At 54.2% G+C, this 15,904-nt stretch carries 13 protein-coding genes; 9 read left to right on the forward strand and 4 right to left on the reverse strand.

Features of this window, described 5'->3' with window-relative positions; genetic code table 11:
• Positions 1-17 precede the first annotated feature (17 nt).
• Together FJV47_RS10210 and FJV47_RS10215 are read right to left on the reverse strand one after the other, a co-directional pair.
• Entirely contained in the window at positions 18-599 is a 582-nt protein-coding gene (locus FJV47_RS10210; protein WP_235026411.1) for a tripartite tricarboxylate transporter TctB family protein, read from the reverse strand.
• Positions 600-641: 42 nt separating this feature from the next.
• Positions 642-1,643 carry a tripartite tricarboxylate transporter substrate binding protein gene (locus tag FJV47_RS10215; protein WP_159612576.1) on the reverse strand — a complete coding sequence of 334 codons (1,002 nt, stop codon included), beginning with the start codon at positions 1,641-1,643 and terminating at the stop codon, positions 642-644.
• Positions 1,644-1,794: 151 nt separating this feature from the next.
• On the opposite strand from FJV47_RS10215, the gene FJV47_RS10220 reads away from it, so the two are divergent.
• The 6 genes from FJV47_RS10220 (at position 1,795) to FJV47_RS10245 (ending at position 8,747) form a co-directional block, all read left to right on the forward strand.
• On the forward strand, positions 1,795-2,694 hold the full coding sequence (locus FJV47_RS10220) for a LysR family transcriptional regulator (protein WP_159612578.1): 900 nt from the start codon (positions 1,795-1,797) through the stop codon (positions 2,692-2,694).
• A gap of 133 nt (positions 2,695-2,827) precedes the next feature.
• Positions 2,828-3,766: a 5-dehydro-4-deoxyglucarate dehydratase gene (gene kdgD, locus FJV47_RS10225; RefSeq protein ID WP_159612580.1), complete on the forward strand. Its 939-nt coding sequence runs from the start codon at positions 2,828-2,830 to the stop codon at positions 3,764-3,766.
• A 37-nt stretch (positions 3,767-3,803) separates the two neighbouring features.
• A complete protein-coding gene (locus tag FJV47_RS10230) occupies positions 3,804-5,405 on the forward strand; it encodes an aldehyde dehydrogenase (NADP(+)) (RefSeq protein WP_159612582.1) in 1,602 nt (533 codons plus the stop codon).
• A gap of 3 nt (positions 5,406-5,408) precedes the next feature.
• Complete coding sequence (locus FJV47_RS10235) at positions 5,409-6,737, forward strand: enolase C-terminal domain-like protein (RefSeq protein ID WP_159612584.1); 1,329 nt, start codon at positions 5,409-5,411, stop codon at positions 6,735-6,737.
• A 133-nt stretch (positions 6,738-6,870) separates the two neighbouring features.
• Positions 6,871-7,800 (forward strand): AEC family transporter, encoded by a 930-nt coding sequence (locus tag FJV47_RS10240; protein ID WP_235026412.1) that lies wholly within the window; start codon positions 6,871-6,873, stop codon positions 7,798-7,800.
• Between the two features lie 17 nt (positions 7,801-7,817).
• Entirely contained in the window at positions 7,818-8,747 is a 930-nt protein-coding gene (locus tag FJV47_RS10245) for an AEC family transporter (RefSeq protein WP_159612588.1), read from the forward strand.
• A gap of 34 nt (positions 8,748-8,781) precedes the next feature.
• On the opposite strand, the gene FJV47_RS10250 is transcribed toward FJV47_RS10245, so the two are convergent.
• The gene (locus tag FJV47_RS10250; RefSeq protein WP_159612590.1) at positions 8,782-9,732 is read right to left on the reverse strand and encodes a LysR family transcriptional regulator; all 951 of its coding nucleotides are present in this window, start codon (positions 9,730-9,732) and stop codon (positions 8,782-8,784) included.
• A 101-nt stretch (positions 9,733-9,833) separates the two neighbouring features.
• On the opposite strand from FJV47_RS10250, the gene FJV47_RS10255 reads away from it, so the two are divergent.
• The 3 genes from FJV47_RS10255 to FJV47_RS10265 all read left to right on the forward strand — a co-directional run bounded on the left by FJV47_RS10255 (position 9,834) and on the right by FJV47_RS10265 (position 12,631).
• A complete protein-coding gene (locus tag FJV47_RS10255; protein WP_235026413.1) occupies positions 9,834-11,156 on the forward strand; it encodes an enolase C-terminal domain-like protein in 1,323 nt (440 codons plus the stop codon).
• Positions 11,157-11,188: 32 nt separating this feature from the next.
• Complete coding sequence (locus FJV47_RS10260; protein WP_159612592.1) at positions 11,189-12,112, forward strand: NAD(P)-dependent oxidoreductase; 924 nt, start codon at positions 11,189-11,191, stop codon at positions 12,110-12,112.
• Positions 12,113-12,187: 75 nt separating this feature from the next.
• Positions 12,188-12,631 carry a MarR family winged helix-turn-helix transcriptional regulator gene (locus FJV47_RS10265; RefSeq protein WP_159612594.1) on the forward strand — a complete coding sequence of 148 codons (444 nt, stop codon included), beginning with the start codon at positions 12,188-12,190 and terminating at the stop codon, positions 12,629-12,631.
• Positions 12,632-12,644: 13 nt separating this feature from the next.
• Here FJV47_RS10265 and FJV47_RS10270 read toward each other — a convergent pair whose 3' ends face one another.
• Complete coding sequence (locus FJV47_RS10270) at positions 12,645-15,869, reverse strand: DEAD/DEAH box helicase (protein ID WP_159612596.1); 3,225 nt, start codon at positions 15,867-15,869, stop codon at positions 12,645-12,647.
• Positions 15,870-15,904 lie beyond the last annotated feature (35 nt).

Here is a 15,904-nt window from a genome sequence, read left to right on the forward strand (position 1 = left end):
GTTCAGCCTTTACGTGCTTAGAAGAGTCGAGGGATCGTTGTGCCCAAGGCTGCAATGAAGATTGCGTAGAATGCCGCGACAATCAGAATTGAATAGATTGTCGCTGACCTCCAACGCTCCCCACCTAGCCAACGCATCCAAACGAAGCACAGCAGCAATGATGGGATTTCGAATCCGATAATTGGCATCAAAACGACCATCAGGATCAGCGTTGCAAACCCAATGGCTGCGTACCAGCTCAGGGCGCTGAATTTTTCGCCGTCTCTGCCACCGGCGCGGCCAACTATGATCTGAGCGACTGCCATGACGGCGGCAATCAACGAGATAACAAAAGGCCACATTCCAGCCGCTGGGGCCGAGGGAGTTCCCAGCCCCAGACCGACTGAGAGTGCCATGCCCGCAATGCTCAATCCCAGGACAACCAAGGACGATAACAGGTTGGCTATCGGGCCTGCTGGTTCGGCTGCCTCGGCTTCCCACTGTGCGGCAAGTTCTTCCGGCGTTAGCGCTTCTGCTTCTTGCGGTTCTGGCGTCAGTTCAGAGGTCAAAGATTTCTCTGTTGAATCATGCCGCGCGTGTTTCGCATCCATAAGTTTCATCCTGGGATTCTCTCTTTCGAGTCGGTTATCGAGCTTTGCTAGCTAGTTGCCAGCCAGAGAGATCCCATGCTCTTCGGTGAGCTTCTTGTAGGTCGAAGCTAACTCGGTCCATTCGGAAACTACTTCTTCACCACTGATTTCGTGAGTGGTCAGCAGGTTCTTTTCATTGAAGCTCTTGTAGCTATCGGCCTTAGTTGCTTCCTTGATGGATTCAACCAGCTTGTCCTTTGCCTCATCACTCAAGCCCTTAGGCGCGGCGATGGCACGATACTGCGATACCGGAACTTCGTAACCGGCTTCGATAGCGGTAGGAACCTCAGGCAAGAACTCATTGCGTTCCTTGGAGAAGACAACGATCGGAACCACTGCGCCGGCGTCGATCTGCGGCTTTGCTTCACCAAGCTGAATAGTGGAGACCTGAACTTGGTCACCCATGACTGCGGTCAGTGCTGGTGATCCGGAATCGAAGGGAACGGTGGTGCCGTCAATGTCAGCCTGAGCGAGCAATAGTTCCTGCGCTAGCTGCGAACCGGTTCCCACGCCGGTGGTGCCAAAGGACAGCTTCTTGTCGCTCTTCTTGATGTCTTCCACAGTCTTGAGCCCGGAAGACTTGCTGGCAACCATGACGTAGTCGTCCTGGGACAGCCCCATCAGCACGTCAAGGTCATCAAGCGAAACAGTCTCTTCTTCAGAAACTGCCAGCGGAGTGATGGTGATCAGCGAGGCGTTGAGCAAGACCAGGTTTTGACCGTCAGCCTTCATGGCTGCAACTTCTTTGGTTGCCAATGCGCCGTTGGCACCAGGCTTATTCACTACTGGCATCGAAACCCCCAAAGAGTCAGCCATCCCTTCAGCAGCCGCACGAGCAATCAAATCCGTCGAACCACCTGGTGCCTGCCCCACAGTCATGGTCACCGGGCCAGAAGGGAACTTGCCTGATTCGGCACTGCCTCCTCCAACATTTCCGCCACAAGCGGTCAGCGCCAGTGCCGTACCAGCGGCGGTGAGTGCGAATAGTGCGCGGCGGGTCATACGATTTTTCATGTTTTTCTCCTGCGGGCTCGAGTGTGCAAGACCAGATCACTACCCCTTGCGTGAGGTAAGTCACCTTGTTGGTCTCGGGTATAGCGTAGAAACTGGAAGTGATGCATGTCCAAGGTTGAATGTGCATGGAATGATTCCCGAAAGGTATTGAATGTTTACTCTGGATCAGGCCAGAAGTTTTGTTGCGGTGGCGGAGGAGCTACATTTCGGCCGCGCGGCCGAGAGATTGAACATGACCCAGCCACCGCTGAGCCGGCAAATTCAGAAGCTAGAACGAACAGTAGGCGTGGAACTACTCGAGCGCGATAATCGCCGAGTATCACTGACCGCAGCCGGTCAAGCCTTCTTGCAGGACGCTAGACGATTAGTCATTGCGGCCGACCGCGCGCCAGATAACGCGCGCCGAATCGCCGCCGGTCAGCTAGGCGAACTTCGTATTGGATTTACCGCAGCCTCCGGATTCAGCCTCCTGGGACCCATGCTTGGCGAAATCTCTGAGCAGATGCCAAAGGTCCATGTGGAACTCGCCGAGATGGTAACCAGCGAACAAGTCGATGCACTTCTGGACGGAGATTTAGATCTCGGTTTAGCGCGCCCACCATTTGACGAAGCACTATTCGAGTCGGCCCTCCTATTCTCGGAAGGGTTAGTTGCCGCGGTGCCCACGAGTCATCCTCTGGCCCAGCTCAAACGGGATGTCACTTTCGAGGACCTTCGTGATGAACCATTGATCATGCATTCACCAACTAAGGCTCGCTACTTCTATGACCTCGTGGTTCGCCTTATCGATATTGAACACAAGAACGTAAGGCATACGGTAAGTCAGATCCTGACCATGATTGCTTTGGTCTCGGCGGGTCGCGGAATTGCCTTTGTCCCTGAAAGCGCCAAGCTGCTCGGAGTTTCGGGAGTGAGTTATCTTCGCCTGCCAGAGCTCAAAGAAGACCCGGTGCAGCTTCACGCTATTTGGAGCCGCACCTCAAAAAATCCGGCTCTTGAACGTTTGGTCGCTATCGTCCGAGGTAGCATCCACGGCAATGATGCCGACTAGGTATCAAACAATACAAATATGGGCTTGGACAGGCATCACTGACTGTTCCTAGGGTGAGAGTAATTGCAATTCACATCTCACTTGCTTCCTAGAGTCTGCGGACATTGGGAAACGAAACAAAGGAATCCCTCTCATGGCTCAGTACACTCCCACCGAACTGGCGAACAAACTCAAAGACGGTCTTCTCTCGTTCCCAGTCACCGCCTTCGACGCAAATCTCGAAATTGATGAAGCTGCCTACCGCAAGCACTTGTCATGGCAGGCAAGCTTCAACGTCGCAGGATTGTTTGCCGCGGGCGGCACCGGTGAAGGTTTCACCCTGACCCCGCAAGAAGCCTCCAAGGTAGTACGAATGGCCGTCGAAGAAGCGGGCACCAACGTACCAGTATTGGCTTCTGCCGGTGGCTCCACCAAACAGGCAATCCAGAATGCGCAAGATGCAGAAGCAGCCGGCGCTGAAGGACTTCTGCTACTACCTCCATACCTGACCGAATGTGATCAGGAAGGCCTGTACCAGCACGTTTCCAAGGTCTGCGAAGCCACCAAGACTGGCGTGATCGTTTACAACCGTGCCAACGCTGTCTACACTGCAGACACCGTTGCTCGCTTGGCCGATAACCATGAAAACTTCATCGGTTTCAAGGATGCCCTGGGCGACATTGAACAAATCACCAAGGTGTACGCCAAGAACGGTGACCGTCTGTTCTACCTTGGTGGTCTACCAACCGCTGAGACTTTTGCACTGCCACTGCTGCAGCTAGGCATGAGCACTTACTCTTCAGCCATGTACAACTTCGTGCCAGAATTCGCATTGGACTTCTACAAGGACGTGCGCGCCCAGGATCGCGTGGCGATCAACGAAAAGCTCAACCGCTTTGTCCTTCCATACTTGGAAATTCGCGACCGCGTCAAGGGCTACGGCGTATCCATCGTCAAGGGTGGCCTGAAGGCTATCGGCCGTGATTCCGGCTCCGTGCGTCCACCACTGCAGGATCTGACCGAGGCTGATATGGCTGATCTTTCGGCATTGATCCAGAAGGCAGGCGTTGTTCCTGCTGACGCCGCACTCTAAGAACTGAACTGCCAACATACGAATCGTTAGGAGCACCATGACTACCAAGACCGAGCAACTCACCGGGCAGTCGATTCTCGCAGGTGTACCAACCGCTGGCACCGGACGCACTGTCAACGGCTATAACCCAGCCACCAACCAGCCGCTGGAACCGGGCTACAGTCTGATCGATACCGATCAACTGAAAGTTGCCACCGCGGCTGCGGCCGAAGCTTTTGGTTCTTTCCGCGCCCTTGATCCAGAGAAGCATGCGACCTTCCTTGAAGCTATTGCCGATAACATCGAGGCTGTCGGTGAGGAACTGGTCGAACGGGCGATGGCCGAAACCGGTCTTCCAGCTGCACGCCTAAACGGCGAGCGCGGACGTACCACCGGACAGTTGCGACTCTTCGCAAAGGTTGTTCGTCAGGGCGATTTCCGCGGTGTGCGCATTGATCCGGCCTTGCCGGATCGCACCCCACTTCCGCGTGTAGACATCCGCCAACGCAAGATTCCGTTGGGACCAGTGGCGGTCTTTGGCGCTTCAAACTTCCCGCTGGCGTTCTCCACCGCAGGTGGCGATACGGCATCGGCGCTGGCCGCCGGTTGCCCTGTGGTGTTCAAAGCTCACAATGCGCATCCAGGTACCAGCGAAATCGTTGGCCGTGCCATCACCAAGGCGGTGACCGACTCAGGACTACACCCAGGTGTCTTCTCGTTGGTTTACGGTCCTGGTGCTTCGATCGGTCAGGCACTGGTCGCTGACCCCGTGATTAAGGCGGTCGGTTTCACCGGTTCGCGTTCGGGCGGTACCGCTTTGATGAATACCGCGGCCGCACGGCCAGAACCCATTCCGGTATATGCCGAAATGAGCGCCATCAACCCGGTGATCTTCTTCGAAGGTGCCTTGGCAGAAGATCCAGAAGCCCACGCCAAGGCGTACCTCGGATCCGTCACCGGTTCCTCCGGACAGCTGTGTACCGCTCCTGGTCTGGTCTTCGTTCCGGCCGGCGAGGCTGGAGACGCGTTCGTCAAGGCCATCGCTCCTGCCACGGCTTCCACCACCGGTCAGACCATGCTCACCGAAGGAATCTTCAATTCTTGGAGCGAAAGCGTTGCCGCCCTCGAAGCACAAGATGGCGTGGAGCTTTTGGGTCGTGGTTCCGAGGGAACAAGCGAAAACGCTCCTGCCCCAGCGATCTTTGCTTCCGGTGTTGATCAGCTATTGACCAACCCAGTGTTACAGGAAGAAATCTTTGGAGCCGCATCTCTGGTGATCCGCTACAACAGTTCAGAAGAACTGGTAGGCGCCCTGACAAAGCTGGAAGGACAGCTAACCGCGACCTTGCAACTCAACGAGTCGGATCATGCTCTGGCAGCCCAAGCGCTTCCAGTGCTTGAGACCAAAGCGGGTCGAATCCTGATCAACGGTTGGCCTACAGGTGTTGAAGTGGGCCACGCGATGGTGCACGGTGGACCGTTCCCAGCGACTTCAGCTCCGCATACCACCTCAGTTGGAACCTTGGCCATCGAACGCTTCCTGCGTCCAGTGGCTTACCAGAACTTCCCTGACGCATTGTTGCCAGAACCATTGGCCACCGCTAATCCATGGAATCTGACTCGTCGCGTGGATGGCACGCTGAAGCTTGCAGGAGAATAATTAATGAGTACACATCCGACTGTTGCATCGGTCGAGGTCATCCCGGTGGCCGGTCACGATTCTATGCTGCTGAATCTCTCCGGAGCTCACAGCCCATTCTTCACCCGAAATATCGTGATCATCACCGATTCAGAGGGGCGCACCGGTTTGGGTGAAGTTCCTGGCGGTGAAGCAATCCGTTCAACCATCCAAGAAGCCGGAACGCTCATCAACGGTGCACCCGTAGCCAAATACCGTTCCTTGCTGCGCCAGATTTCCACCCAGTTCGCGGACCGCGACAAGGGTGGACGCGGCGCGCAGACGTTTGATTTGCGCACCACGGTGCACGCAGTGACTGCTGTTGAGTCTGCGCTTTTGGATCTTCATGGACAGCATCTTGGCGTCCCTGTGGCAGAGCTTCTTGGCGATGGACAGCAGCGTGACGCTGTTCCGATGCTCGGCTACCTCTTCTATGTGGGGAATCCAGACGCCACTGATCTTCCGTATCTTCGTGAACCAGACGGTGCCGATGAATGGGAACGGGTTCGTCGCGAAGAAGCTATGACGCCAGAAGCTGTGGTCCGGTTGGCCGAGGCTGCACAGAAGCGTTACGGCTTCAAAGACTTCAAGCTTAAGGGCGGGGTCCAAGCTGGTGACGCAGAAGTAGACGCGGTCATCGCGCTCAAGGAACGCTTCCCCGAAGCACGTATAACGCTGGACCCTAATGGCGGTTGGCTGTTAGAAGATGCCATCCGTCTTGGTAAGCGCATGCGTGGTGTTGTGGCCTATGCCGAGGACCCATGTGGCCCGGAAGGTCGGTTCTCCGGTCGCGAGGTCATGAGCGAGTTCCGTCGGGCCACCGGCCTGCAGACTGCCACCAATATGATTGCCACCGACTGGCGCGAAATGTCTCACGCAGTGCGCACCAATGCCGTTGATATTCCGCTGGCAGATCCGCACTTCTGGACTATGTCTGGATCTGTACGTGTCGCTCAGCTGTGCAATGAATTCGGGCTGACTTGGGGATCTCACTCGAACAACCACTTCGATATTTCTCTTGCCATGTTCACCCAGGTCGGTGCCGCCGCGCCCGGAGAAATCACGGCGTTGGATACTCACTGGATCTGGCAGGACGGTCAGGGTCTTACCGAAGATCCGTTGCTCATTCGTGATGGCCAGATTCAGGTTCCACAGAAATCTGGTCTAGGCGTAAGTCTGAACCGAGAGCGTGTAGATGAGGCCCACGAGCTTTACCTGGAACACGATCTGGGTTCTCGCGATGATGCAGTGTCAATGCAATTCCTTATTCCAGGCTGGAGCTTTGATTCTAAGAGCCCCGCATTGGTTCGCTAGGTTTTGATTCAAAGTAAATGAAATTCACGGTACGGCGGAGACAAGAACCCTTGTCTCCGCCGTTTCCGCGGTGGTGCCCAGAATTCGTGGGTGAAACACAGAGCCGGCAATGGGAGCGTATATGCAAGGCGTCATGCAAGGATTCGCAGTAGTCCTGATACTGATCGGGGTTGGTCTCGCTACTGCCAAATTCCTTCCAGCCAAAAGACAAGCGATCTCTACCGGGCTCACCCCACTGATTTTTTACATCACCAATCCGGCGTTGATGTTTATCTTGCTGGCTGACGCAGACCTCGGGTTAGTGCTAGGTGTATTTACCCCTATTGCGCTGTTGACTGCGGCCCTGACCGGAGCGCTGTTTGCTGTGGTCTCGCGAGTATTGTTCAAGACTCCTGCGCACAATCTTCCAGCGGCAGCCATGTCCACCAGTTACGTCAATGCTGGCAATATCGGTATCCCTCTAGCCCTGTACGCGGTAGGAAGTACAACCCCTGCGGTTTCAGTTCTCATAGCTCAACTTCTGGTCATTGCCCCGGCCTATTTATGTATGTTCGCACTGACCTCCCGCAAGCTCAGTCCCGATTCTCAAGAACTCCCGCTAGGCACAACGATCATCAAATCCGTAGCCAATCCGGTCACGGTGGCCACCGCAATTGGAGCCGGTTTCTCCTTCTTCAATCTCAGACTTCCAGAGGTCATACATGCTCCCTTAGACATGCTGGGAAATGCTTCAATCCCGCTGTTGTTAATGGCTTTTGGAATGTCACTGTATGGGCAAAAACCACTCTCCGAGAATGAAGGGCGCCCAGAGGTTCTCCTGGCTAGCGCCTTCAAAGTAGTGGTCATGCCGTTGATTGCTTGGCTCTTAGGAGACTTGATCTTCGGGCTTAAGTCAGTTGAGCTCATGGGCGTTGTGGTCATGGCAGCTTTGCCCACGGCACAGAATGTTCTGCTTTTCAGTCAACAATTCTCACTGAAGCCAACAATTCCTCGTGAAGTCATTTTGGCCAGTACATTCTTATCTATCCCGGTAGCATTACTAGCAACATTCCTCTTGAGCTAGGAGTTCGAACCAATTACATGTTTGGTGTCTTTGAAGGCTTTTTCGGAATCTGGGCCATTATCGCTATTGGCTATTGGGCGGGTAAGAAGAACGTCTTCGGCTCCGAAGGCCGAATGATCCTGAACAGGCTCACCTTTTTCATTGCTTCCCCCGCACTACTTTTTACTACCATCGCCGGAGCCAACCCGGAAGAAGCGTTGGGGTCACAACTCTTCATCGCTGGGATCTCTGCCCTCGTAATTTTCGTCTTGTTCCGTGTACTGGCGAAACTGTTCTTCAAACGCTCTGCGGCGGAACGGACCATCGGAGCCATGGCTGCTTCCACGGTCAACGCCGGCAACCTAGGATTGCCGATTGCGCTCTACGCGTTGGGTGACATTTCTTTGGCGGCACCCGTAGCTCTGTTCCAGATGGCCATTATGACTCCGGTGTCGCTGTCTTTGATGGAGAAGGCCACCAGCAACCGAGAAGCCGGTGTGAGAAGTATTTTTATTCGTACGCTGTCTAATCCGATGATCGTCGCCTCAGCAGCCGGGTTGGCATGCTCCATTTTTCATTGGATGCCGCCACAGCTGCTACTAACGCCAGTTGAACTGCTTGCTGGCGCCTCAATCCCGGCCATGCTTTTAGGTTTCGGAATCTCTCTGGTCGGTTCAAGGCCCCTGCAAAAGTCTGCCGGGCGTCGGGCCGAAGTATGGACAGCTGCAACTCTCAAACTTGTTGCTCACCCGTTATTGGCCTGGGCGTTAGCAGCATGGGTATTCAGACTCGATTCAACTGGTCAATACATCGCCATCATCATGGCTGCGCTGCCCACTGCACAGAATATCTTCGTAAATGCGGATCGCTACAACGCAGGAATTACTGTTGCCAAAGATACCGTTCTTGTCACCACCATTTTGGGTATTCCTGTCATGCTCGCATTTGCAGGTTTGCTAAATCACTAGCCTCTCCACGGTCTCTCGCCAGCTCTTCAATGCTCTATGGCTTGGCACTTGAGTGCTCGAGACTAGGGATCTGATTGCCTTCGACGTTTTCCAGAGTCTCGATGAAGACATCCCGCAATCGTTGCGCCGCTGGATTTACCGAGCCTTCTTCCCAAGCGATGAAGATGTCTGAATGATTCAAATCCTGCAATCCGTCTGGACCTGTCAGCTCTTCGAAGACCACTCCTGGCGGGGCAAAATCCATCGCGCTAGCTGGTACCAGAGACACTCCAAGACCGGCGGCAACCAACGCCATGAGAGCAGGAATCTGGCTGGCTATTTGGGTAATCGTAGGTTTGGTTCCGACAGAATCAAAGAGGCGAAGTACCAAGTCATAGAAGTATCGAGCTTCGTTGGTCGAGTACATCATCAATGGAAGACCTACCAATTCCTTGATGAGAACCCCCTTGCCCGTCACGAGATAATGCTCGGCTGGAAGGGCCACAACTAAACGGTCCTTTTTCACCAGACACGATTGCACTCCAGGCCGTGTGACTACCGGGCGCAGAAGGCCCACGTCAATATTTCCGGTGCTCAGAGCATCAAGTTGATCAATGGATACCGCCTCACGCAGAACCAGTGTGACCTCTGGAAGATGACGTGCCGCTGTAGACAAAAGTGCGGGCAAGACCGACTGACCTGCCACGGAGGTATAGCCAACAACCACAGTTCCCGAGTCCCCTGTTGACACTCGCGAAACCTCCACACTGGTGCGTCTGCTCAATTCAAGAAGGCGACGCGCGTTGGGCAAGAGAACTTCTCCAGCCGCTGTGAGTTGCACGCTTCGTGAGGTCCTTACGAAGAGTTTTGCCGACAGTTCTCGTTCCAACAACTGAATTTGGCGACTGAGCGGAGGCTGAGTCATATTCAACCGTTCGGCTGCAGCACCGAAGTGAAGTTCTTCGGCGACCGCGACAAACGACTCCAGCTGAATGAGCGAAAACATCAATACTCTCCTTGAACCGTTGATTGCAAAAGTTAGCTTGGACAGGTATCAATCTGTGCTTCTACAGTGATTCTAGACCTACACGACCAAGGGAGTTATCCATGTCAGATGCAATGACGCAGTATGTCACGCCTCAGGAACAGCAGATCGTTTCAGCCAATCATGCAGTGACAAAAATTGACGTTACTCCTGTCGCTTTCGCTGACCCTCCGCTACTGAATTCGGTGGGTGTGCATGAACCATTTGCCCTGCGCGCCATCGTCGTGGTGCACACCGCCAGCGGTTACTACGGGCTAGGTGAAACCTACGGCGATGAGGCCCATGTGGCTCGCCTGCGTCGGGCAGCTGAGGAACTCATTGGTGTCGACCCGTTCAATCTGAATCTTGTCTCCCGCCTTGTCTCACGCTCTTTGCTAGAAGACGATGGTCAAGGCGGACATGGAACCGGAGGCATGGTCACGACAACTTCATTAGACGATCGTGTTCTCTCAGCCTTCAACGTTGCTTGCCTGGACATTCAAGGCAAGATCCTTGGTCTCCCCGTGAGCACACTACTCGGCGGAGCCGTACGAGCACAGGTTGATTTCAGCGGCTACCTTTTTTACAAGTGGGCCTCACACCCAGGCCATGGTGAGGATAAGTGGGGCGTCGCGTTAGACCCGTCGGGAATCGTCGAGCAGGCTCGAAAGATGGTCGATGAGTACGGGTTCAAGGCGCTGAAGCTCAAGGGCGGGGTTTTCCCCCCTGAGCAAGAGGCAGCCGCGATTGAAGCCCTGCATCAGGAATTCCCCGACATCCCCCTGCGTCTCGACCCCAATGGTGTGTGGAGCATTCCGACAGCCATCCAGATCGGACACCGTCTAGAATCGTCCCTAGAATACCTAGAAGATCCGTGTTTGAGCATCGCAGATAACGCGGCAGTTCGCTCGGAAATCTCGTTACCTCTCGCTACGAACATGTGCGTTGTCTCCTTTGATGATCTACCGCCTGCGTTGGATGCCAAGGCCGTTGACATTGTTCTTTCGGATCATCACTTTTGGGGAGGGCTCTCCCGCTCAAGCCTCCTAGCAGGCATCGCTAAAACATTTGGCCTCAGCCTCTCGATGCATTCCAATTCGCATCTTGGAATAAGCTTTGCCGCCATGATTCATTTGGCGTCAGCAACAGAGAATATCGATTACGCTTGCGACACTCATTGGCCATGGAAGCTCGTGGAAGACGACGTCATTGTTCCCGGAGTGCTAGAAATTCGAGACGGCAGCGTCAAGGTACCTACTGCTCCCGGCCTCGGTGTGGAGCTAGATACCCAGGCCCTAGAACGCATGCACCAACAATATTTGGATTGTGGGCTTCAGCAGAGAAACGATACCGGCTACATGCAATCCATTGATCCAACTTTCGAGCTGAAGACTCCACGATGGTAACCGGGCTGAAGGTAGTAGTCACTGATCCAATCATGAGTCGATTCGAGCGCCTGTTCCCTCGGTTGCTCCCCGAATATGACTGGCACTTTGTTGCTGGATTCTCCCCCTTGGAGCAATCCGCTCACATCGCCAACGCGGAAGTGCTCGTTTGTGCCAGGCTTTCAGCACAAGATGCACAGCGATGCCAAGCACGGCTAGTGCACGTTACCGGCTCTGGGACTGATCGTGTAGCGTTGGCAAGCTTGCCTTCGACTACTACTGTCGCCACAACCTCGCACCACGAACAATCCATCGCTGAGCATATTCTGATGGTGATCATGGCGCACGAAAGAAGGCTATTTCAAGTCAGCGAGGAACTGAAGGCCGGTTCTTGGAGGAGCGTGGCTACCGATGCGAGCGTTCCAATGTTTCGTACGTTTAAGGATCTGACCATAGGTTTTGTCGGGTTGGGAGGCATTGGGGCTCGTGCCCTAGATGCGGTCTCCGCTTTGGGCGCCAAGTCAGTGGCTGTGCGTCGCAGTGTCCCCCGCCACCCGATGAGTAACGAAAACTTGCTGTGGACCAAGCCTATGGATCATCTGCCAGAGCTTCTTGAGTGTAGCGATGTTGTTATTCTCTGTTTGCCGCTGACCGCCGAAACGACAGGTCTCATTTCCTCGACTGAGTTCAAGCGCATGCGATCAGATGCATTACTTGTCAATGTGTCGCGCGGCCCCATTATTGATTCTCAGTCGCTCCTTGATGCTTTGGACCAATCGTTGATTGCCGGAGCAGCCTTGGATGTCTGGTGGGATGCCCCCATGGGTTCGGTGGCTCCTGCGCTCACCCAAAGGCTCGCAGCTGACCCACGTGTCATTGCAACTCCCCATTATTCTGGGCATGCAAACGAAACTTTTGTGTCTCGGGTACAGGAAATCTGCTCGAATATCCGCGAGTTCACCGCGGTTTCCGCTTGAACTCTACAGTGGACAGGCTCGGCCCGGAAAGAACTAAATTCCACATCGCGCGAGGGACTCAATAGAATAGATCCCATGCAAGATGAAAAGCTGTTGCAATCGGTCGAGGATGAGTTCACCGCCATACTTTTGCATGCCCGAGACATGCTCATACGGCGTGCAAAATCCGTGCACCCTGACCTTCAAGCGCCTGGCTACCGACTGTTGTCGCTAGTTATCCGCGAAGATGCCCAACAGCAAGGTGCTTTGGCCGAAAAACTTCGTTTGGACAAGGCGACCATCTCCCGCCTGGTTCAGCAGCTGGAGGCTTTGTCCCTGGTAGTTCGCACCCAAGACCCAAGCGATGGCCGAGCTCAATTAGTCTCCGCTACTGATGAAGCACGACAAAAGTGGCGCGACAGCGGGAACACTCTTCGACAGGAACTGCGCAAGCAGTTGACCGAATGGGAAGAAACCGATCTGCAGAACTTTGGTAAGCTGCTGCACCGTCTAAACATCAGCTTCGAAGAACTTGTCTAAGGCTTCGCCTGCACTATTCCATCAGCGCTAAGAAGTCGTCGGCGCTGAGCGTTGCTTGCTGACCAGCTTCAGATTCGTCTCCCAAGACGTCATTGAATAACTGAGTCTTCTTCGCCTGAAGCGCGAGCACCTTGGATTCAATAGTGTCCTTGGCGACCAACCGATAAACATAGACCGGACGTTCCTGACCGATGCGATGCGCACGGTCAATGGCTTGAGCCTCAGCGGCAGGATTCCACCACGGGTCAAGCAGAATGCAGTAATCGGCGGCGGTGAGGTTGATACCAAAACCGCCTGACTTCAGCGAGATGAAGAAGACCGGGAATTCGCCGTTGCTGAATCCATCGATCATTTCTTTGCGTTTGGCTCCACTAGTGGACCCGTCAAGATACCCGTGATTGATATCTAGTGCCTGGGCAACATCACGAGCCTTGGTCAAGAAGCTGGTGAACTGACTGAAGACCAGAATCTTGTGCCCCTCGGCCACCGCATCAGACATGAGTTCCTTGAGCAGTTCAAGCTTGGCGCTGGGTCCATCTCCTTCACCAACTAGCGACGGATCCAATGCCAACTGACGTAGCAAGGTCAAGGACTGCAGAATCTTAAATCTGTTGGAATCAACGTCATCCACCAGTCCCAATACTTCTTGGCGAACTCGTTGGAAGCGGCGGTCATAGGCCTTGCGGTGGTTTGGTTCCAATTCAACTTCCAGTACCTGTTCGGTCTTGGCAGGAAGTTCTGGAACTACCTGTTCCTTGGTACGGCGAAGCACAAAGGGACGTAGTCGATTTTTCAACCGGTCTAGACGCTCTTTGTCTCCGTCCGAGATCTGCTTCTGGTATATATCTTTGAAGGCCTTCTGCCCGCCCAATAGTCCAGGTGCAGCCAAAGAAACAAGCGCCCACAATTCCATGAGGTTGTTTTCCATGGGAGTTCCGGTCACCACAAATTTGCAAGGAACCGGCAACTGGCGTGCTTGCTTATAGCCCTTGGATGTGTGGTTCTTAAGCTGTTGGGCCTCATCCATGATCATCACGGAGAATCCGGCCGCTTCAAATTCTTCATAGGAAAGTCGGAAGATCGTATAGCTAGTGACAATCAACTGCGCGTCACCGAGTTGCTCGGCGATGGACTGTCCAGCTTTTTTGGAAGTGGAGCTAATCCCCCGAGTACGAAGGTGCGGTGCAAACCGCTGAGCTTCATTGATCCAGTTGCCCACCACTGAGGTGGGGGCTAAAACCAGGAATTTCTGCTCCGGGTTTTCACTGCGAGCCTGCTCCAGGCAGGCCAATAACTGCACGGTTTTACCCAGGCCCATGTCATCCGCGAGTACGCCCCCGAGTGAATGAGTGCGCAAGAAGTTCAACCAGGCCAGACCCTGTTCCTGGTATGGACGCAGATTCGCTTTAAAGGTCTCCGGCAGTTCTACCGTCTTCAGTTCCTCACCACTGGTCAACTCGTTCATAGTGTGCAACCACTGGTTGTGTTGGGCTTCGATGATGCCCAAGTCCACCAGCTCTTGCCACCAGTCGATGCTCAGCTTGTGGATTCGAATCGTATCGCCGTCAACCGTTCCCAGCTCACCAGCCTCGTTGACCAGCTGACGTAGCTGTGCAAAGTCGTTTCCGCTGATAGGGATGACACTCAGGTCATCTAACACCAGGTAATCCTCGTGGTGGGTCAGGGCAGCGAGTAACTGTGGGAAAGGCACCTTGACATCATCAATGGTGACTTCAACGGATAGGTCGAACCAGTCTGAGGTACTCTCCCCCGCCTCGACAGCAACCTTCGCCGGCGCATCGTTGATTTGATATTGAGGAAGTCGGTTCTCTGCCTCAATCAGCACATCTGGGTGCTCTTCAAGCAGTGGCAAGGTGTAGACCAAGAAGTCGATGGACTGACTGAGGTTCAGGTCTTGATCTTCGTAAATCCCGTTGGAGTTCAGCTGACCCAGCGCAGCATCGTCGCCCAATTTGTCCTTGATAGATGCGATAATTTCTTTCTCTGTGGTTCGCTGACGCGGCGCCTTGGCCGGGTACTTCCACGAATACCGAAGGCTAACAACTTCTGGGCTGCTGGAGACAGCCAAACGCAGCACGGGACGAGCAGGTTTCGGAATTGAGTAGCTCACGTCAGCGCTTTTCAGCGGCGCAAGATGACGCATACGTTCTAGGTGCTTCTCTTCGAAGCGCGCAACATCGGAATCAGGAACAAACTGAACGCCTGAGGCCATGAACTGGATCAGCTCAGCTGATACGGGTTCAGCAAATTCGGCCAGACCCCAGCTTTTGGCTTTGGCCAACGGCTTGTTGGAGTACGCAACCATAGTGGGAGGGTTGCCGATAGGTAGCAGATACTCGTGTTCTGGTTCCGGCCCGGCGACAAAGCCCTCCATCGTCAGCCCCTCGTTGCCACGACGAATATCTACGTAGGCGTTTGCTTGTTTCGCACTGAACTCTACGGTCGCCTTATTAGCACTGTTGCCATTGATGATTTGTACCCCGGCATCTTGAAGCATCTTGAATGCGTCGATGAGATCTTTGCCGGACAGGGTCATCAGGGAAACCCAATCTTTAACGTCCCAAACGTATCCGTACCGCTGCTTTTCCGAGTGCTCGCGCAGTCGGTCCAGTTCCACCAGGGCTCGTCGCTGTTCTTTGGGGAATCGCGCGTCAAAGGCCACTGATTTCCAACTGACCCCGGTTTGAATCCAGGGGCTCTTGGTTCCCTGTCGCGCGGGACGTGCCTGCAAAGTCAGTACATCATCCGATCCATAACGTGGTTCGCTGACAATCTTGAGAATTAGGCCCAGTGGCTCTTCTACGACTTCCGGTTCATCATCAACGTACGGCAACAAACGATTAAGGTTGCGTTCCCACTGTGGAACGCTGTTGCGTTGCCAGTTTTGTGGACTCGGTGCTCCGTCTGAAATGTACAACGGGTCTTCATCATCGGACACCGCTTCAATCAGCATGGCAGCGACCTCAGCACAACGAGTATCTACCAGGTGCTTAGTGCAGGAACCTTCAAAGGAAATGCCCTGATCAGTAAATCGAAACTCGGCTTTGACGTCGGCACCGAGTACTTTGCCGCGCACGGTAGTGATATTTGGTTCAATCCACCTCCCTACTTGCGCAACTTTTCCTGCGTTGTAGAAGAAAGCACCTAGCTCCAACGTGTCTTCGCTGATGACAGCTTCCAATGAGTCGAGAGTCAGCTGGTATTCCATAATCGCCATTCACCCAATACGCCGTAGAGCCGGTTGCCATCCTC

It is taken from the genome of Glutamicibacter sp. JC586 (genome assembly GCF_009805585.1).
Lineage (GTDB): Bacteria > Actinomycetota > Actinomycetes > Actinomycetales > Micrococcaceae > Glutamicibacter.